Below are 14,295 nucleotides of genomic sequence, written 5' to 3' on the forward strand. Positions count from 1 at the left end.
CGGCGCCGCCCATTCATCATTCCAGGTCGCATGTCATGCGGCCGAACGGATGTCCGTCTCGGTGAAATCACTGCCCTTGCACAGCAATGGTTCGCCGAAATCCTTTGCAAGCGCGTAGGCAAAACAGTCACCGAAATTCAGCCCGGCTTTGTGTCTGCCCTTGCCAAAATCGAGGAATGCCTGCCGGGCCAAATGGCCCTGCTCGACGCTCACCGGCTCGATGCCGATCGCTGCACGGCGGACGAAGGCATCGGCCTGCCTCATGCCTTCCGGCCCGAGCTGCCTTTCGATTACCATGGATAGTTCCAGATAGTTTGCCGCGCTGTTCCGGGTGGTCGCGGAATCGTGGATCAGTCGCGTGAACGCGACGGCTTCCGGCTCGCTGCAAAGGATCGCCACCATGGCGGATGTATCGATAATCATTTCGGCAGGCCGTTCTCGTCATAGAGGAGTTCAGCGTAATAGGTACAAGGCCGCTTCAAATGAACCGCGGCCCTGTCGGCGATCGCCATAAGCTCTTCAACTGAAGCCCTACCTCTCTGTTTCCAATGTGCGCATATCTCTGACGCAGAGCATCTATCACGAGCCTTTGGACCTGATGGCTACAATAACAGTCCACTTTTTTTGAACCCAGAAATCCCGGAACGGCCCTCCGCCGGTGACGGCAGCTTGCCTCACGCTCCGCCGCAACAGTCTGAGTTCAGCGAAGAGCGATACATGCGCCCTCCGTCAAACAACGTGACAACACCAGTTCTGTCATTCCGCGATCCGGCCATCGGTGACAAGGGGCAATCCGTGCAAAGTCGGCGGCAGACCAAAGGAAGATAACCCGGGTAGAGGGATGATAGACGTCAGGCCTTCGAACGCCGGATAGGCAACCTCGACGGAACGGTTTCACTCCCCGGCCAGCGGGCGCTCCAACCCTTACGCTGTGATGCGAGGCCCGAGAGAGCCAAAGGGCCGTCGAGATCCCTATCCGTGTACTCTCTTAGAGTATCCACCGGTGATCGGCACACTCCGCCCTTCAGTCGTGACGGGTTGTCAATGTCTTTGGACTTCATCCTGACCAGAATACCATTGTTCCGGCTGCATTGCAGCACTCGGGGGACCGCAAATTCGGCGATGAATTCTCCGACTACAACCTTGGAGCAAGCCGTTTCCCTGGATCCAACGTCGCGCAAGATCTTAGCAAAATCTCCGGCGGTCATCGCCTTCTGATCAATACCGGATCGTCTTCCTCGCCCTCATCCGCGGCATGGTTGGTTGCCATTCGGACAGCCTGTCATGCTGTCGCCGCTGCCGTTATTTCCAAATCCTCATCCATCCAACGGACAAACGTTCTCGTGCCCATCAGCGTTATGTCGGCACGTACTGCCCGTACCGCATCACGGCCGTTGGGATCATCCATGACAACAATAATCTCTTCATGCTGCGCGAGGGCCGATTTGAAGTCCTGGACAGCCGAAAACACGCTGCGTTCTCCCCTATCCGTCCAATCGGGATGCAAGTCTTGAGGCTTGCCGGCCCGCTCCCAGCATTTCTCGCTCATACCGTCGACCTTCGGTCGTCGCGAGAACCTTGATTCGATATCGGTTGCGTTTCAGCCACTGAGCCACATAGGCTCGATCATCTCGCCGCTGGTCTTGTCCTTCACCAGGGTCACGGACGGCTTCGGCGATCACCATATCGGTTATCGTCACCTCACATCCGGGCTCAAAGAACCAATCCAGCGCCTCGATGCTACCAAGGAGGGATAGAGGCGTGTTCTCCATGATCAAAAAACGTGGCGACCTCTGATCTTCTGTTTGCGGCTAGTCGATCATCGCCTATCCCCGCCGAACAGGCTTCTAACCCTGTCCAGCTCGACCTCGACCGCATCGTCATTGACACCGTTGATCGCCTCCTCGGACATCTGGGCCGCGACGTGCCTGAAGTCGCTCACGTCGTAGCCGAGAGGATCTGGAACATGGCGAACGACCACAGGTCTGCGGAGGAGAAGCGCGGCTGGGATCGGCTCGTGGGCCATGCATTTGAGGCGGCAGTATTGTTCGACGGACAGCATGACGTTTCGGGGCTTTCCATGAGACGTCACCACGACACCCTCCCGTGATGCTGCCCGTTGAACGTCGCCGGTCTGCCGCTGCAAATCGACCGAGGTGAAGGACTGCATAGGAGCATCTCCAAAAATACATGTTTTATGTAATTTATCGCGACGCGTGGCGTGGGCAAATATCTTGTCCAAAATTCCGCCCGCCCAGGCTACATCCGCCCACTCCACGACCCGACCGTTGGCGACAGGGGCAAGCTGGACGGGACAGTTCCACTTCCCGGCCGGCCGGCGCTCTACCCCTCACATCGGAGCGAGGCACGAAAGAGCCGAGGGATCGGCGAAATCGCTGTCCGTGTATTTCCTTAGAGTATCCACTGGTGATCAACGCAATCTACCCTGCCGCCGTCACGGGTTGTCAACGGGTTCGGGCACCATCCTGATCCGGAAACTGCCCGTTCCGGCTACATCGTGGCGCCGCGCGAATCAAAAGTCTCCTGTCCGCACCGAATGCCTCTTGTCATCTTCGCCTCGACGCCGAACCATCAAAGGGGAGAGAGGAGGATCCATGCCCGCACCGCGATTTTCGAACTTCAGGACACGCCTCGAACGGAGAGCAGCCCGTCCGGGGACCGGTGCCAACAGGGTTGGCGTGCGCGGAAACCTTGCCGCAGTTCTTGATCCGAAGTCCGAACAGGCAGCGGACATTTCCGTCGAGCGTGCGGCCGTGCTGATCAGGACGCTCCGCTACGCCGGAACTTGCGATAGCGCGGAATCTGCAGGAGCAGTGACGGAAACCTTGGGCGCAAAAACAATCGCGCTTTATGAGTACTTGATGGCCCATGCACGGCGAAAGTTGGTCGAGCAGACCGAATTCACGGTGCCATTTTCCTCTGTGAGGGCTTTCCTGCAGGTCACGCGGACGGCCAGGATCAGGGAATATATGGCCGATCTCACCAACACACGGGTGAGCTACAACTTCATGGCCAGAGACGGAGTTGAGCCAGGCCGGCGGCATGTCCGATTGCTGCAATGCTCCGAGGACGTTGACGCTTCTGGAGAACGTTGCATCCGATATTCTCTGCCCGACGTCGTCCGGCAGGCGATCCTCGCCGCGAAGGGATACACCTGGCTCGAACTCGCTCCCTTCGCCAAGTTTTCCTGCAAATACGCCGCTCGGCTCTATCCTGTCCTGGCCCTTCGCGCCGGCATGTCCTTCGAACGGCCACATCCGATCAGCGTCACTCCGGAAGAACTTGCCGACCAGCTCGGCTGGTCATACGAACCGGGAAAGTTCAAATTCTCGAATTTCGAACACCGCTGCCTGCTGCCGGCGCTGGCCGATATCAGTCTTCACGTGCGCCGTTTCCAGGTGATCGCTTATGACCGGATCGAGGCGGACACCCGCGGACGTCCGGTCACCCGGATCCTCCTCACCGTTTCAAAGGCCAGCAGACCCCTCTCGGAGCGGCAAAAGGCCGAGGTTTCGTCGCAGCAGGTCACGATCCTGAAGGCGCTGATGATCCGACGCGGCATGGATCTGGAAAAAGACCTGCCGCCGATCGGCATGCTCGCGAGGGCTGCCACCGTACTCAACACCGACGTCATCGAGACGGCAAAACGCTGGGCCGATGCCCTCGATCGCGCCCGCGAATCCCCGGCGCTCAGCGTTGGACAAACCGTCCTGTTCGACGGCCGTGAACTGATCGCCGCTCTCGAGCACCGCGGCGTCGGACATGCTTTTGAATTGTGGATGCGGGATCCCGAGGAGCCTTCTTGTGTTTCCGGCAGATACGATCTGCGGAACCTTCCACCGCTCGATCCCGACTATGTCGAAGTCGAGATGGAACCCGATGCCGGCAGATCCACACGCGATGTGCTCAAGGACTTCATCAACTCGGTTTGTGATCCCGTGTAGCGCGTACCCGTCATCCGATCGGATGACATTTGCCCTTCGCTGATATTTTCTCGTCTGACGTCCATTTTTAGGGCTCACAACCGCTCCGGGTCCTATACAAGGATCCGGAACAAGGACTACACCGATGACCGCAGGACTCCGAATAGACCGAATAGCCGCCTGACCCCTTGGCGGGGCACCGCTTTCGCATGTCTGTTTCCGGAGTCTTTGCATGTCTTGCTTCACGGCAAAATATTACACCGCCGATCTGCACCTCGGCCACCACGGAATTCTCCGTCACTGCCCGGCGACCCGTTCGTTCGGCACCGTCGAAGACATGGACGCCAGGATCGTCGCCAACATCAACGAGCGCGTCGGTCTCGACGACATGCTCTACATTGTCGGAGATTTCGCATTGTCCGGCGACGCAGACTATGTCCGCCACCTGTTTCACCAAATCCGCGGTCGCAAGATCCTGATCCTGGGCAACCACGATCTCGACAGGCAGGGGCGCGTGAACAAGGTGATCCGCGATCTGCCATGGGATCGGCGGCCCCTGGCAGCACTTGAAACGACGGACGACGGCTGCCGTCTGTATCTGCATCACTATGCCTGCCGCACCTGGCCCGCCGCCCATCACGGCAGCTACCACCTCTATGGACATAGCCACGGCACCCTGCCGCCGCTCGGGCGCAGCCGCGATGTCGGTATCGATTGCCCGATCGCAAATTTTTCGCCGATGACCTTTGCCGAGATCCGGGAGACGCTCGATGCCTGACACTTTTCCGCTGCGGCCCGATGCCACCTGGTACAACCACCTCATTGCCCGCTACGGCGATGCCGTCCCGCCGATCGAGCATTTGCAGTTCCGTCGCGGCCTGCAGGTGATCGTCGATGACCTGCTTCATGATCTCGATATCGCCGACCGGTTTTGCGCCTCTCGCGTATACGGCATTACGACGCGGAATGCGGGGTTTGTCGTCATCGACATCCGATATTCCGACGGCGCCACCGAGGCCGACCGCCGGATGTGCAATCGTATCGTCGAGCGGGCACAGGAACGGCTTTGCGAGGCATGCGAACATTGCGGCAGGCCCGGCGAGATCATCGCAAAGACCGGGCTCGAAGCCCTCTTCGACGACCTTAACGCCGTGCTTGGCGATCGTTTTCTGTGCACCGAATGTCACCAGAACTGTAGCGGCCGATGACGTCCGAGCAGAAATTCGCGATCGGCTGGCTGGCGCTTATCACCGACCTGCGACTGACCCTGATGCGCGAGTTTCCGGGTCTTTCGGTGCTTGAGATGAACGGTGACCGCGGCTGGCTTCATGTGCGCTGCGACGATCGTGATCTGACACCCGCCCGAGCGCACCCGTCTCGACCGGATGATCCAGGAATCCGTCACCCGGTCGCTGGCGACCTGAATGTCCTGCGGCTGCGGACACGGCCGCGACCGGGAAGGGCGTCGCGAGGTTACCTATGCATGCGAAGCGGGATGTGACATGGGCAGTGCACCAAGCGAAGTCGACTTGGAATCGGCGCCGCTGATCGAGGGCTGGGAGCTTCAGGGAACGGTATTCTTCGGAGAAAGGCAGCAGATCCACGGGTGGTTTTTCGGGCATCCGGGAATTGGCGACGGCCACTACGGGCACTCGTCGCTTGTCGTCGAGATCGACAACAACATCCGGCCCCGTTGGGCACGTTGTGAAACGCGTATCTACCGGCTCGGCCGCAGCTACCGGCCGGCCGAGCGCGAGATCCGGCTGACGGCACACCGTCTGAGGCAGCAGCCTCTGGCAAAAGGCAAGGCGCCGGGTGGCAGCGCCGACGTCCAGGCCCTGTGGGATCTGCTGCAGGCGTCCGGGAACTACGAGCACGCGTGGCTGGCGAAACTCTGGCAGGCCTACCTCATGGAAAGGATGCACTGATGCCGATAAGCGAATATCCGCGCATCAAGCTTGACGATCTAGTCGAGGATTTCCCCGGCGTGTTCGATGCCGCCCGCCATGTCGACGTCGGGATCGGTCGGCCACCGCTTGTCAGGGCTTTTGTCAGCGAAACCCTGCCGCACGATCCGTCGCTGGCGGTTCTCGAGATCAAGGAGAAGTGGGGCGGAATGCGGATCTGGTGCGAGACGCCGGTTCTGCAAGCGAGGCTCGCAACAGGCAAGGTCGAGATCAAGAGCGGCCTGACCTGCGAGGTCTGCGGTGCGGCCGAATTGATCCGCCGTCCGCCACCGGGCCGTTACGCCTGGTGGCGCTGCCTCTGCGACAACCATGCCTCCGATGATCAGAAATCGTGGGGTACGCACGGTGCCGGCCGGATGGACGGGATGTTGCAGTGCCAGGGCGGCTGGTACCGCTACGACGAAATCACCGATGCGATGCTGCCGACCGCACCGCCGGAAGGATGGGGCCGATGACGCACAGATGGGAAGATCTGAGCAAAAAATATCCGCGGCTGATCCCGGCATGGTTCGGGTTCCAGTGCCAATTGGGCTGGCTGCGGATTCTGGATGACTATCTCGCGGTGATTGATCGCAAAATGCCGGTGAGCGCGGCCTACGAGTTGAGGCAAGTGAAGGAGAAACTTGGCACGCTGAGGATCTATGACGCGTCCTACGGCGAGACGCTTTCATCTGTCACGGCGATCACCGACGCGCATCGGCTGGCCGAGGCTCGGTCCCTGCACACATGCGAATATTGTGGACGGCGCGGACGGTTTCGCAAACGCGACAGATACCTGACCGTCACCTGCGACGACCACGCCGTCCAGCATGGCGTCATGGCGATCCCGGAAGAACCCGAACCGCGTGACTATCGCCAGACGCACGAGGGCTGGATTGTCTATGATTCGGATCTTGATGCGTTTGTTGAAACCGAGGCACCGGACTGGGCATGATGAACGGATTGCTCCGTCGCCGCCGCGCAAGTCTCGGCATTGCGCGCGCAGGCGCCATCGAAACCATGGATCGCAAAACCTTGCTGTCCGAGGCCGTCCGTCGCTGCCCGGATATGGAGCCCAACCTCGCGACCGACTGGGTCGCTGACGACGAGACCTGCCGGCGAGCGGGATGGCTGTTGGTCGAGCACACCGGGACGCTGTTTCATCTTGGTCGCCGGCTGCTGGAACTGTCGGCGCCCGGCGGGGCCTTGTTGCCACCGCTGGAGTTTCGCCTGTGCCGAAAGACCGAGCCCTCGGCAGCCGAACTGATCTCGGCGCCGCTGCTGGAGCCATGGTCGCTGGTCCTGTTCCAGAGCGGCGACCGGCCGGCCTGCTGGAAGCTCGGCGAAATCGTACATCATCCGGATCATCATCAGCTATGGGTGACGACCTGGCTTTTGTACCTGCATCGGGAAAAACAGATGGCCCACACGGAGGAGGGGTGGGTGCGGCTCGGACAGAGGATGCCGGCATGAGGAAGACTTTTGAGGGAAGACAGGGATTGGCTCGCCGCGCATGAGCCGAACATGCGGCCAGGACTGCGCAGCATCGCTTGAGGGGTAAAATGACAAAACTCTGGAGCCAGTCCGACCAGCATTTCGAGATCTACGGAACGCCGCGGGAGTTTGCGGTTCCGCAGGCGGACATCGTCGCCAATCCGCAAGGTCATGCCGGTAAAAACCCGAACTTCAACCCGGGCCTTATCATCGAACTGTGAGCAACAAGCCGGGCCCAAACACCCGGCAACAGAGATGTCCGCATGAGCATGAATTCGGAAGATCGAAAACGATGGCTGCGCGGGGCCTATCTCGGCCGCATCGTCGAGATTGCGCAGCACTACGCGGCGACGCGGACATATTTCATCGATGCCAATTTCGTTGCCTTCGTCGCCGGCGAGTTCGAGGATTTGCGCGATCTTTCGGATGACGATCGTCAGTACCTGAGGGATCAGGTCGGACTTGAATCCTTGCGACGTGTCGCCCTATCGCGCGCAAGAGACCGCGAGGAGATCTTCGGACAGCACATCGCCGACAACGATGATGTCGTGGCTCGCGACGCCGAATTCATGTTCGACATCGGGTGGGTCTCGTGCGGGATGCTGTTTCGCGCATGCGGACCTATCCGACGTCGTGGAAAGTCCGGCTGGACGGCGGCAAGGAAAAGTTCGGCTGCCTGGTGCTTTTTGTCTCATTCGATGTCGATGCTCGGGGCGCCATGCCAGAAATCCGGCGATTGCGCGAGGAGGTCAGGCTGCGATCGCTGGCAACCTGCGACATTTGCGGGGATCCCGGCAGACTGCGGATCGGGCAGTGGGCCAAGACGACGTGCGGCAAGCATGCTGCCGTGCTCGGATCGTTCAGGGAGGACGACGGACGATGGGCAGATCCATGGCATTGGCTCGAAGACGGGCAAGACGATCCTCCCGAGGCCGCCGAAGTTTTGAAAGATCTCCTTCCTGGGCGCAAACGTCCGAAGAGCCATATTGTCGATCTCGTGCCACGAACCGACATCGCCCGCCAGATCGAGGCTGATATCGAGACCAATTATGGACGGAAGGCTGATCTGCTGCTGGAATTCATCGACAAGCTCGAGATCGCGGTTGTCGCCGCGATGTCGGTTGCCGATCACGATGTGGATTTCTGGCTGAGGTCCGAGGTCGATCGGTGGGTTGGTGTACAGCCCTTGTCCGACGACGACCGGGCGTTTCTCCGCCGCTATCTTCAAAGCCTGGCAATCGACGAACGTTGCCGGCGACAGCGGCGCGACAGCGGAGCGCAAGCGATGGCAAGATTTTTCGGCGACCATCCGGTGCTGGGGCAGGAGGCTGCTCTGCTCACGGGGCGCGAGAGAAAACTGCTCGAGGCCTATGCCGGGGACCTGACCGACGCTGCCTGCGGCAGCGTGGTGAAGGAGGGATATCTCGACCGCTATGTCAGCGACGAGGTGGCGCTGTTTCCCTTCGTGCTCGACCTGTCGCCGGCAGACGTTGCGTGGCTGCGGCACTGGCTGCGCCGCATGATCGACGCCGAATATGCGCGGATACGGGAGAGGCAGCCAAAAAGCTGATGTCGATAAGAACCGACCAAAAGGTGGACAATGCCGGATATCCTCATCGCCGCAGGCTGGCGTCGCATTCTTGTCGAGGCCCGCGGCGAGGTCTCAAGACTCCCGCGTGAATGGGATATCGAGAACGTCTCGGCGACACGCGCGCCGGACGGTTCGCTGCGGCTGGAGGCAGCCTACAACGCCTTCGACATGTCGCTGGATGAGAGTGTTGCGCACCCCTGGCGCGCCTGGCAACTGATCCGGCAGGCTGCCCGGGCACGCTCGCTTCTCACATGCGAGATCTACGGATCTGCCGGTCGGGCGAGGGGAGGTGGAAACGCTGGCCTCGTCCGGTGCGATCACCATGTCGATGTCGCCTACGACCCGAACGACAAAGAGGATCTCAGGCACTTTCTCGAGGATTATGGCGACGGGCTGGACTTCATGCAAGAAATGCAGCGGATGTCCAGGGACAGCGACGATGACACGCGGCGCTAAAGTCGATGTGGGAGACGGCTGGGCGGCCATCATCCTCAACATCATCGTTGTCGGATCAGCCTGGCCGCCAGCATGGGGATTTCGGCTTCACCGGGCCTGCCGAAATTCTGGCCGCATGCGGATCCATGTGACGACGGACGGCGATGATCCGGTATCGCTCGAGGCAACCAGCCCTCAGCCGGATCGCCTGGCATCGATCCGGCCGAACCTGAACCCGATGGACCACCGGAATGGATAACGACGAATAAGAATGCGTGTGTGACTGGCTGCAGCTCAAATGGCTGCCAATCGAAAATCCGTCCGCAGCCGAGACCGAACGGATGGACGAATACCTGGCGCTGCCGGATAGCGAGCGAAGCGCCGCGATACGGTCGATGTCCGAGGACGAGGCGGAATGGTACATCGAACTGGAGACTGCCCGGGCGCTCTATGTCGACCCTGTCGATCGGGGCGGTATAACCGCCGCCAAGCTCGCACGTTATCCCGACCGATATCGTTGGGATCCCGAAAAACCGGCGGACTCTGAACGCGGCCGCCAGTCACGAACGAACGTCCTTCAAAGATTCTCAGACAGTTTGATATTGGCAGGATCGTTCATGGTCATGGCCTGCGAAAAGGATAATGCGACGGCGTTCAACTCACGCCAGACATCGGCGACAAAGATCGGCAAATGCAGCATGGTATGCTCTCCAAGCCTTTAATCATAAAACCGTTTATGTGACATCAGGATCGGCAAAAAATGGAAGAGGTTCCAACACGGATAGAACCAGCCTTTTTCGAGGAATCCATACCAGCATCGATGGCGCAAAATTGCGGAACCAAGGAGCAATAGCCCCACTGCGTACAACGTAGCCACGCTCTTCCTACGGCTTGCGGACATAGATGGGATCCTCAGGCAGCGGATCAGGAACGCGCGATTTTCCGTGCTCGTTCACGCCGGCGCCGATTTCGATGATCTGCCAAAGGTCGTCCGCATTCTCCATACCGAATTCATGTTCCAGCATCGCGATGAACGCCCTTGTCGAAAGAATGTCCAGATTAAGATCTTCGCTCTGCCTGAGGGCTGCGCGGGCGCGTCGGTCATCGACCAGGAGAACGACAGCCTCGCTGTCCTCGACGATGGTTTCTGCCGCCTTAAGAATGTCGAAAAGACTGTAGTCGCCGCGATCAGCCCAGTCCGGCTTCAGGTCAGGATGGCTTCCACCCAACGTCCAGTTCGTCATCGCTTTCGAATATTCGCGTCCGACGGCGGTTTCAATCACCGAAACTCGATGCCTGTTTTCGTCAAACCATCCCGCTATCGTTCGACGTTGATCCGTCCGTTGATCGTCGCCAGGATCTGGATCTCGTGTGGCCTCGATTTGCACCATATCCGTGATCCAGACGTCGACGCCGGGAACGAACAGACAATCCAGCGCCTCGCGCCCGGCCATGGAGAGCAGCGAAAGCGGCGAATTGTCCGGGATGAGAAGGCGTGGCCTACGAGAGATATCGTCATCCATCATCGCATGCGCCACCGGCTCATCGCGCGATCAATCTCTTGCTCGATCTCCTCCGAGTTCCGTCCATTCAGAGCATCTTCGGCCATTCGGACGACATAGGAGGGATCGCGCGTATCGTAACCAAGCGGATCGACCGATCGTCTATGGAGTGTCGGTCGGGATTTGCGAACTTCAGCGGGGACGGGTTCCCCTGCTGCGGTCTTCAGTCGAATGAACTCTTCCGCAGACATAACCACTGCCCGAGGCTGTTCCCGGTTCGTCACCAGAACAGCTTCGACATCGGCCGCCCTTAAAACGTCACCTAAGTTCTTTTGTAGGTTGATCGAGCGAATAGTTTGCATCATACACCTCCGGGCAATTTACGTAAATTTACATATTTCGCCTTTCAGCGCAAATTCTTCATGAGAGTGGAATGGGGCTCGGCTCCGCCCCTCCCTCATGCGGCAATCGAGGCCCCGATGCCCCGGCCGCGATCCGCAGCCTGCGGCAACACTGTCTGGATAACCGGACGGATCTGGAGGCAAGGCCGCCGATCGTAAAATCTTAAGTCTGCAGGCAGTTTTGGGGCTCCCAGCGTTGCCAGGTCCCTGTAGCGTCCGGCTTCGATCCGCTGGAGGTAACACGATGACGATCTTCAACTCTCGCAATCCCGCCGGCCAGGCGGCGCTGGAACTGGGCCTGCTCACCGCCGGCATCGCGTCGACGTTCCATGACGCGCTCGCCGCCGGCATCCAGGCTGCCGACCGCGCCCGGGAGCGCCGCGCCGCCTATCAGTTCGCGTGCGACCTGGCGGAGGCCCGTGGCCGCGCCGACGAACTCGGCCATATCGCCATTCGCGCCGTCAAACATGTTGCGGCGCTCGAAGCCGAAGTCCGTCGTCTGCAGACCGCTCTCACTCAGCGCCAGGCCCATATCGACCGTCTGCGTGCAGGAGGTGGCGCGTGAGTGTTATCCCCGATCTTTCCGATGAGGGTCTGGTGAAGCAGTTTGGTGATGTGATGCACGAGATTCCGGAATTGTACGAGGCGCTGCGGCGCTTAGAGATCGAACGCCGGCCGCGATCCGGGCCGGGCGCTTTTGCAATGAAGAGCAATGGTATCTCAATGCAGGGTGCCGGCAGTGCGATACGTATCCGTGTTGGCAGCACCAGGCACCAGAAGTAGCTCGCGAAACCGGGCGGCCACCACTTGTCGCTTTGCCTCCTCGGTTTCTTCGGCGCTCGGGATTTTCAGGATCTCGGGCGCCTCCACCTCCGGCTTCGGCCTGGCATAAGCTGGTTTGACACTCCTGGCTTTCAGGCTGCGAGCGCACGCGGCCGTCGTCGACATGCTGAGCTTGACGAGATCATCGTCGCTCAACCGCAGCAGCCAGTCCTGTTCCGCCACTTCCAGCACAGACAGATCCATCGTGGCACGGCCGGCAGCGTCCGCCCGGGCGTAAAGGCGAACGACCTCGGCCGGAGACATCGCCCGGGCCATCGCGTCGGCCGCCGCCTGCTGCTGCCTTGCGAGCCGATCGGCATCATCGACGTCCGAAGTTTGTATGTTTTCGAACGCTTCCGTGTCTGGCGGCGGCATCCGTCCGAACAACCGCAGGATTGGAGCAAAAATCGCCACAAGCAGCCCCAGGACGGCGTCCAACCAAGTCAGCGGATTGAGCAAGCGCCACAGCGATTTCTTTGGTTTTTCCTTCTCCATGACGGGCTCCCTTGGCGATGAGACCAAGCGTCTCGCCGGCGTCCGCAAGTGACAAATGGCGCGAAGCCGTACGAACCCGCCCGTCCGCGATCGTTCACCTGTCGAACCCGGGATTATTCCCACTCCACCGACACCGGGTATCGAAGTGCCTTCAAGAAAAATGCATCGGACTTTCATTTTACCTCTTGCGCCCGGTTTGGTTTGCTCCAACACTTTTGATGTGGGGTCGCACAAAGGCGGGTTTTCCACAGTCCATAACCTCCTGAACAAACAGGATATTTTACCGCACGACGACCTCGGCGCGAATGGCGAAGCCATGCTCCAGGTCTCCAACAAAAGGCCATGCAATGTCGCACAAGATCACCAAGATCATCGAAGGTCTCCGCTATAGCACCCTCACGGCGACCGAAGTCTGCAACTTCGAGAGCTCCAACGGTTCGAGGGACTTCCGCTGCGAAGATACGAGCCTTTACCTGTCGCCTCGCGGGCGTTTCTTCCTGGCGGGTTGTGGCGGTCCGCTGAGCAGGTGGTCGCGCTCTGATTACGGCGGCTGCACTGGCGGTGAGGGATTAATCCCCGTCACCATCGCGGAAGCCCGCTCGTTTGCCGAGGAGCACGCCTCCGCGCAAACCATCGCAGAGTTCTTCGAAATCGAGGACGCGTGACATGCAACGCATGAGAGCACGCAAAAGCCCGGGACGGCAGAGACAAATCGATGCGCTCCTGCAGCAGACGAACCGCCACGAGATCGACATGGCGGCGCGCATCCTGACCTGCCTCGTCCGAGGCTCGTACTTTGACGCGGACGCCATCAACGAAGCGCACCCCCGTGCCCTTGAACTGGCATATCTCCACCTCGGCGACGACTGAGGAACCTGGCTGATCACGGCGGGTAGCGAATACCAACGGAGTCCAGCATGAACAAGAACGACGCGAATGCCCTGCCTCGGCGGGAGCGGCGAAGCCATACCAGTCGACTGACGGTCGATCTGCCTTCAGGGACACTGACGGCCCTCAAGATTCACGTCGCCCGGCGCGAAACTACCATTCGTGCAGTGGTGACCTCGCTGATCCAGGGGGAGATCGCGCCGGAGGTCAGCGCGAATGAAAACCGCAAGCAAATGGCCGGTCAAGCGACCCTGCACTTGCCGACACCAACTACACCGGCCGACTGGCCGTCTATTCCTCGAAAGGACCTGACGTATGGACTTGAACAAGATCGCAGCTCAAGAAGCTCTGTTCCGAGCATGCTGGAAAACACTGGTTGACCAGACGCGCAGCATTGACGAGGCCGATTGTGGCGATGGCCTCACTGCAGGTTGGTACCTGCAACTCGCTCCTACGGGCATCAGCTTGCGGCAAGAGGCAGACGTAGAGGGCAAGCCGCGGACGCTGTTGGTAAGTTTGCCCTCAAATCTGCATGTCTGGAACCTGGCCCGGGCTTTATCCTCATCGACCGGCTGCATGGCGATCTCCTATGTGCTCTTCATGTTCGGACAGTTTCCCGCCGACATGCCACGGCAGTATCGCGACGAGATCCGAAAGGCCGCCGAGGCCGTCGTGTCCCATGCCGTAAAGCTGCAGCATGACGAGGAAAAAGCTGAATTCGGCCGCAAGTCAGCGACGCGGCACTAGGTCGCCGTGACGCTTCGACCACTCTACTGA

At 60.0% G+C, this 14,295-nt stretch carries 24 protein-coding genes; 18 read left to right on the top strand and 6 right to left on the bottom strand.

Features of this window, described 5'->3' with window-relative positions:
• Positions 1–33: 33 nt before the first annotated feature.
• From EGT36_RS30045 to EGT36_RS30060, 3 genes are all read right to left on the bottom strand, one after another.
• The gene (locus tag EGT36_RS30045) at positions 34–423 is read right to left on the bottom strand and encodes a type II toxin-antitoxin system VapC family toxin (RefSeq protein ID WP_125271776.1); all 390 of its coding nucleotides are present in this window, start codon (positions 421–423) and stop codon (positions 34–36) included.
• An 859-nt stretch (positions 424–1,282) separates the two neighbouring features.
• Positions 1,283–1,549 carry a hypothetical protein gene (locus tag EGT36_RS30055; RefSeq protein ID WP_125271777.1) on the bottom strand — a complete coding sequence of 89 codons (267 nt, stop codon included), beginning with the start codon at positions 1,547–1,549 and terminating at the stop codon, positions 1,283–1,285.
• A 270-nt stretch (positions 1,550–1,819) separates the two neighbouring features.
• Positions 1,820–2,170 carry a type II toxin-antitoxin system prevent-host-death family antitoxin gene (locus EGT36_RS30060; protein WP_125271778.1) on the bottom strand — a complete coding sequence of 117 codons (351 nt, stop codon included), beginning with the start codon at positions 2,168–2,170 and terminating at the stop codon, positions 1,820–1,822.
• A 445-nt stretch (positions 2,171–2,615) separates the two neighbouring features.
• Between EGT36_RS30060 and EGT36_RS30065 the strand changes: the two genes are divergently transcribed.
• From EGT36_RS30065 to EGT36_RS30120, 13 genes are all read left to right on the top strand, one after another.
• Entirely contained in the window at positions 2,616–3,965 is a 1,350-nt protein-coding gene (locus EGT36_RS30065; protein ID WP_125271779.1) for a replication initiation protein, read from the top strand.
• 211 nt (positions 3,966–4,176) lie between these two features.
• Positions 4,177–4,722 carry a hypothetical protein gene (locus EGT36_RS30070; RefSeq protein ID WP_125271780.1) on the top strand — a complete coding sequence of 182 codons (546 nt, stop codon included), beginning with the start codon at positions 4,177–4,179 and terminating at the stop codon, positions 4,720–4,722.
• On the top strand, positions 4,715–5,152 hold the full coding sequence (locus tag EGT36_RS30075; protein WP_125271781.1) for a hypothetical protein: 438 nt from the start codon (positions 4,715–4,717) through the stop codon (positions 5,150–5,152). The genes EGT36_RS30070 and EGT36_RS30075 overlap by 8 nt, the downstream gene beginning before the upstream one ends.
• 294 nt (positions 5,153–5,446) lie before the next feature.
• On the top strand, positions 5,447–5,872 hold the full coding sequence (locus EGT36_RS30080) for a DUF6634 family protein (protein ID WP_125271782.1): 426 nt from the start codon (positions 5,447–5,449) through the stop codon (positions 5,870–5,872).
• Positions 5,872–6,366, top strand: a complete 495-nt coding sequence (locus tag EGT36_RS30085) for a hypothetical protein (RefSeq protein WP_125271783.1) — start codon at positions 5,872–5,874, stop codon at positions 6,364–6,366. Before EGT36_RS30080 ends, EGT36_RS30085 begins: the two co-directional genes overlap by 1 nt.
• A complete protein-coding gene (locus EGT36_RS30090) occupies positions 6,363–6,845 on the top strand; it encodes a hypothetical protein (protein WP_125271784.1) in 483 nt (160 codons plus the stop codon). Before EGT36_RS30085 ends, EGT36_RS30090 begins: the two co-directional genes overlap by 4 nt.
• Positions 6,842–7,363, top strand: coding sequence for a hypothetical protein (locus EGT36_RS30095; RefSeq protein WP_125271785.1), 522 nt, complete (start codon positions 6,842–6,844; stop codon positions 7,361–7,363). Before EGT36_RS30090 ends, EGT36_RS30095 begins: the two co-directional genes overlap by 4 nt.
• Positions 7,364–7,452: 89 nt before the next feature.
• Positions 7,453–7,605 carry a hypothetical protein gene (locus EGT36_RS30780; protein ID WP_172965760.1) on the top strand — a complete coding sequence of 51 codons (153 nt, stop codon included), beginning with the start codon at positions 7,453–7,455 and terminating at the stop codon, positions 7,603–7,605.
• 42 nt (positions 7,606–7,647) lie between these two features.
• Complete coding sequence (locus tag EGT36_RS30785) at positions 7,648–8,331, top strand: hypothetical protein (protein WP_125271786.1); 684 nt, start codon at positions 7,648–7,650, stop codon at positions 8,329–8,331.
• A complete protein-coding gene (locus EGT36_RS30105) occupies positions 8,328–8,954 on the top strand; it encodes a hypothetical protein (RefSeq protein ID WP_125271787.1) in 627 nt (208 codons plus the stop codon). The genes EGT36_RS30785 and EGT36_RS30105 overlap by 4 nt, the downstream gene beginning before the upstream one ends.
• A gap of 30 nt (positions 8,955–8,984) precedes the next feature.
• A complete protein-coding gene (locus tag EGT36_RS30110) occupies positions 8,985–9,431 on the top strand; it encodes a hypothetical protein (protein ID WP_125271788.1) in 447 nt (148 codons plus the stop codon).
• Entirely contained in the window at positions 9,415–9,669 is a 255-nt protein-coding gene (locus EGT36_RS30115; protein WP_125271789.1) for a hypothetical protein, read from the top strand. The genes EGT36_RS30110 and EGT36_RS30115 overlap by 17 nt, the downstream gene beginning before the upstream one ends.
• Positions 9,670–9,685: 16 nt before the next feature.
• Positions 9,686–10,132 (top strand): hypothetical protein, encoded by a 447-nt coding sequence (locus tag EGT36_RS30120; protein ID WP_125271790.1) that lies wholly within the window; start codon positions 9,686–9,688, stop codon positions 10,130–10,132.
• A gap of 162 nt (positions 10,133–10,294) precedes the next feature.
• Here the strand turns inward: EGT36_RS30120 and EGT36_RS30125 are convergent, their stop codons facing one another.
• A complete protein-coding gene (locus EGT36_RS30125) occupies positions 10,295–10,936 on the bottom strand; it encodes a hypothetical protein (RefSeq protein ID WP_125271791.1) in 642 nt (213 codons plus the stop codon).
• On the bottom strand, positions 10,933–11,274 hold the full coding sequence (locus EGT36_RS30130) for a type II toxin-antitoxin system prevent-host-death family antitoxin (RefSeq protein WP_172965761.1): 342 nt from the start codon (positions 11,272–11,274) through the stop codon (positions 10,933–10,935). The genes EGT36_RS30125 and EGT36_RS30130 overlap by 4 nt, the downstream gene beginning before the upstream one ends.
• 283 nt (positions 11,275–11,557) lie before the next feature.
• Here EGT36_RS30130 and EGT36_RS30135 point away from each other — a divergent pair, with 283 nt between their 5' ends.
• Positions 11,558–11,878 (top strand): hypothetical protein, encoded by a 321-nt coding sequence (locus tag EGT36_RS30135; protein ID WP_125271793.1) that lies wholly within the window; start codon positions 11,558–11,560, stop codon positions 11,876–11,878.
• Positions 11,879–12,033: 155 nt separating this feature from the next.
• Here EGT36_RS30135 and EGT36_RS30140 read toward each other — a convergent pair whose 3' ends face one another.
• Positions 12,034–12,630, bottom strand: coding sequence for a hypothetical protein (locus EGT36_RS30140; protein WP_125271794.1), 597 nt, complete (start codon positions 12,628–12,630; stop codon positions 12,034–12,036).
• A gap of 347 nt (positions 12,631–12,977) precedes the next feature.
• Here EGT36_RS30140 and EGT36_RS30145 point away from each other — a divergent pair, with 347 nt between their 5' ends.
• The 4 genes from EGT36_RS30145 to EGT36_RS30160 are packed head-to-tail and all read left to right on the top strand — an operon-like array spanning position 12,978 to position 14,265.
• Positions 12,978–13,295, top strand: a complete 318-nt coding sequence (locus tag EGT36_RS30145; protein WP_035226437.1) for a hypothetical protein — start codon at positions 12,978–12,980, stop codon at positions 13,293–13,295.
• Position 13,296: 1 nt separating this feature from the next.
• A complete protein-coding gene (locus tag EGT36_RS30150) occupies positions 13,297–13,500 on the top strand; it encodes a hypothetical protein (protein WP_125271795.1) in 204 nt (67 codons plus the stop codon).
• 47 nt (positions 13,501–13,547) lie between these two features.
• Positions 13,548–13,898 (top strand): hypothetical protein, encoded by a 351-nt coding sequence (locus tag EGT36_RS30155; RefSeq protein ID WP_125271796.1) that lies wholly within the window; start codon positions 13,548–13,550, stop codon positions 13,896–13,898.
• Positions 13,834–14,265: a hypothetical protein gene (locus tag EGT36_RS30160; protein ID WP_125271797.1), complete on the top strand. Its 432-nt coding sequence runs from the start codon at positions 13,834–13,836 to the stop codon at positions 14,263–14,265. The genes EGT36_RS30155 and EGT36_RS30160 overlap by 65 nt, the downstream gene beginning before the upstream one ends.
• The last annotated feature ends 30 nt before the right edge of the window (positions 14,266–14,295 follow it).

It is taken from the genome of Agrobacterium sp. FDAARGOS_525 (assembly GCF_003938925.1).
GTDB classification, from domain to species: domain Bacteria; phylum Pseudomonadota; class Alphaproteobacteria; order Rhizobiales; family Rhizobiaceae; genus Agrobacterium; species Agrobacterium pusense.

Bases quoted from the DNA above. Each gene is read 5' to 3' on its own strand.
- EGT36_RS30045 (WP_125271776.1), bottom strand. From the start codon at position 423: ATGATTATCGATACATCCGCCATGGTGGCGATCCTTTGCAGCGAGCCG.
- EGT36_RS30055 (WP_125271777.1), bottom strand. From the start codon at position 1,549: ATGAGCGAGAAATGCTGGGAGCGGGCCGGCAAGCCTCAAGACTTGCAT.
- EGT36_RS30060 (WP_125271778.1), bottom strand. From the start codon at position 2,170: ATGCAGTCCTTCACCTCGGTCGATTTGCAGCGGCAGACCGGCGACGTT.
- EGT36_RS30065 (WP_125271779.1), top strand. From the start codon at position 2,616: ATGCCCGCACCGCGATTTTCGAACTTCAGGACACGCCTCGAACGGAGA.
- EGT36_RS30070 (WP_125271780.1), top strand. From the start codon at position 4,177: ATGTCTTGCTTCACGGCAAAATATTACACCGCCGATCTGCACCTCGGC.
- EGT36_RS30075 (WP_125271781.1), top strand. From the start codon at position 4,715: ATGCCTGACACTTTTCCGCTGCGGCCCGATGCCACCTGGTACAACCAC.
- EGT36_RS30080 (WP_125271782.1), top strand. From the start codon at position 5,447: ATGGGCAGTGCACCAAGCGAAGTCGACTTGGAATCGGCGCCGCTGATC.
- EGT36_RS30085 (WP_125271783.1), top strand. From the start codon at position 5,872: ATGCCGATAAGCGAATATCCGCGCATCAAGCTTGACGATCTAGTCGAG.
- EGT36_RS30090 (WP_125271784.1), top strand. From the start codon at position 6,363: ATGACGCACAGATGGGAAGATCTGAGCAAAAAATATCCGCGGCTGATC.
- EGT36_RS30095 (WP_125271785.1), top strand. From the start codon at position 6,842: ATGATGAACGGATTGCTCCGTCGCCGCCGCGCAAGTCTCGGCATTGCG.
- EGT36_RS30780 (WP_172965760.1), top strand. From the start codon at position 7,453: ATGACAAAACTCTGGAGCCAGTCCGACCAGCATTTCGAGATCTACGGA.
- EGT36_RS30785 (WP_125271786.1), top strand. From the start codon at position 7,648: ATGAGCATGAATTCGGAAGATCGAAAACGATGGCTGCGCGGGGCCTAT.
- EGT36_RS30110 (WP_125271788.1), top strand. From the start codon at position 8,985: ATGCCGGATATCCTCATCGCCGCAGGCTGGCGTCGCATTCTTGTCGAG.
- EGT36_RS30115 (WP_125271789.1), top strand. From the start codon at position 9,415: ATGACACGCGGCGCTAAAGTCGATGTGGGAGACGGCTGGGCGGCCATC.
- EGT36_RS30125 (WP_125271791.1), bottom strand. From the start codon at position 10,936: ATGATGGATGACGATATCTCTCGTAGGCCACGCCTTCTCATCCCGGAC.
- EGT36_RS30130 (WP_172965761.1), bottom strand. From the start codon at position 11,274: ATGCAAACTATTCGCTCGATCAACCTACAAAAGAACTTAGGTGACGTT.
- EGT36_RS30135 (WP_125271793.1), top strand. From the start codon at position 11,558: ATGACGATCTTCAACTCTCGCAATCCCGCCGGCCAGGCGGCGCTGGAA.
- EGT36_RS30140 (WP_125271794.1), bottom strand. From the start codon at position 12,630: ATGGAGAAGGAAAAACCAAAGAAATCGCTGTGGCGCTTGCTCAATCCG.
- EGT36_RS30145 (WP_035226437.1), top strand. From the start codon at position 12,978: ATGTCGCACAAGATCACCAAGATCATCGAAGGTCTCCGCTATAGCACC.
- EGT36_RS30150 (WP_125271795.1), top strand. From the start codon at position 13,297: ATGCAACGCATGAGAGCACGCAAAAGCCCGGGACGGCAGAGACAAATC.
- EGT36_RS30155 (WP_125271796.1), top strand. From the start codon at position 13,548: ATGAACAAGAACGACGCGAATGCCCTGCCTCGGCGGGAGCGGCGAAGC.
- EGT36_RS30160 (WP_125271797.1), top strand. From the start codon at position 13,834: ATGGACTTGAACAAGATCGCAGCTCAAGAAGCTCTGTTCCGAGCATGC.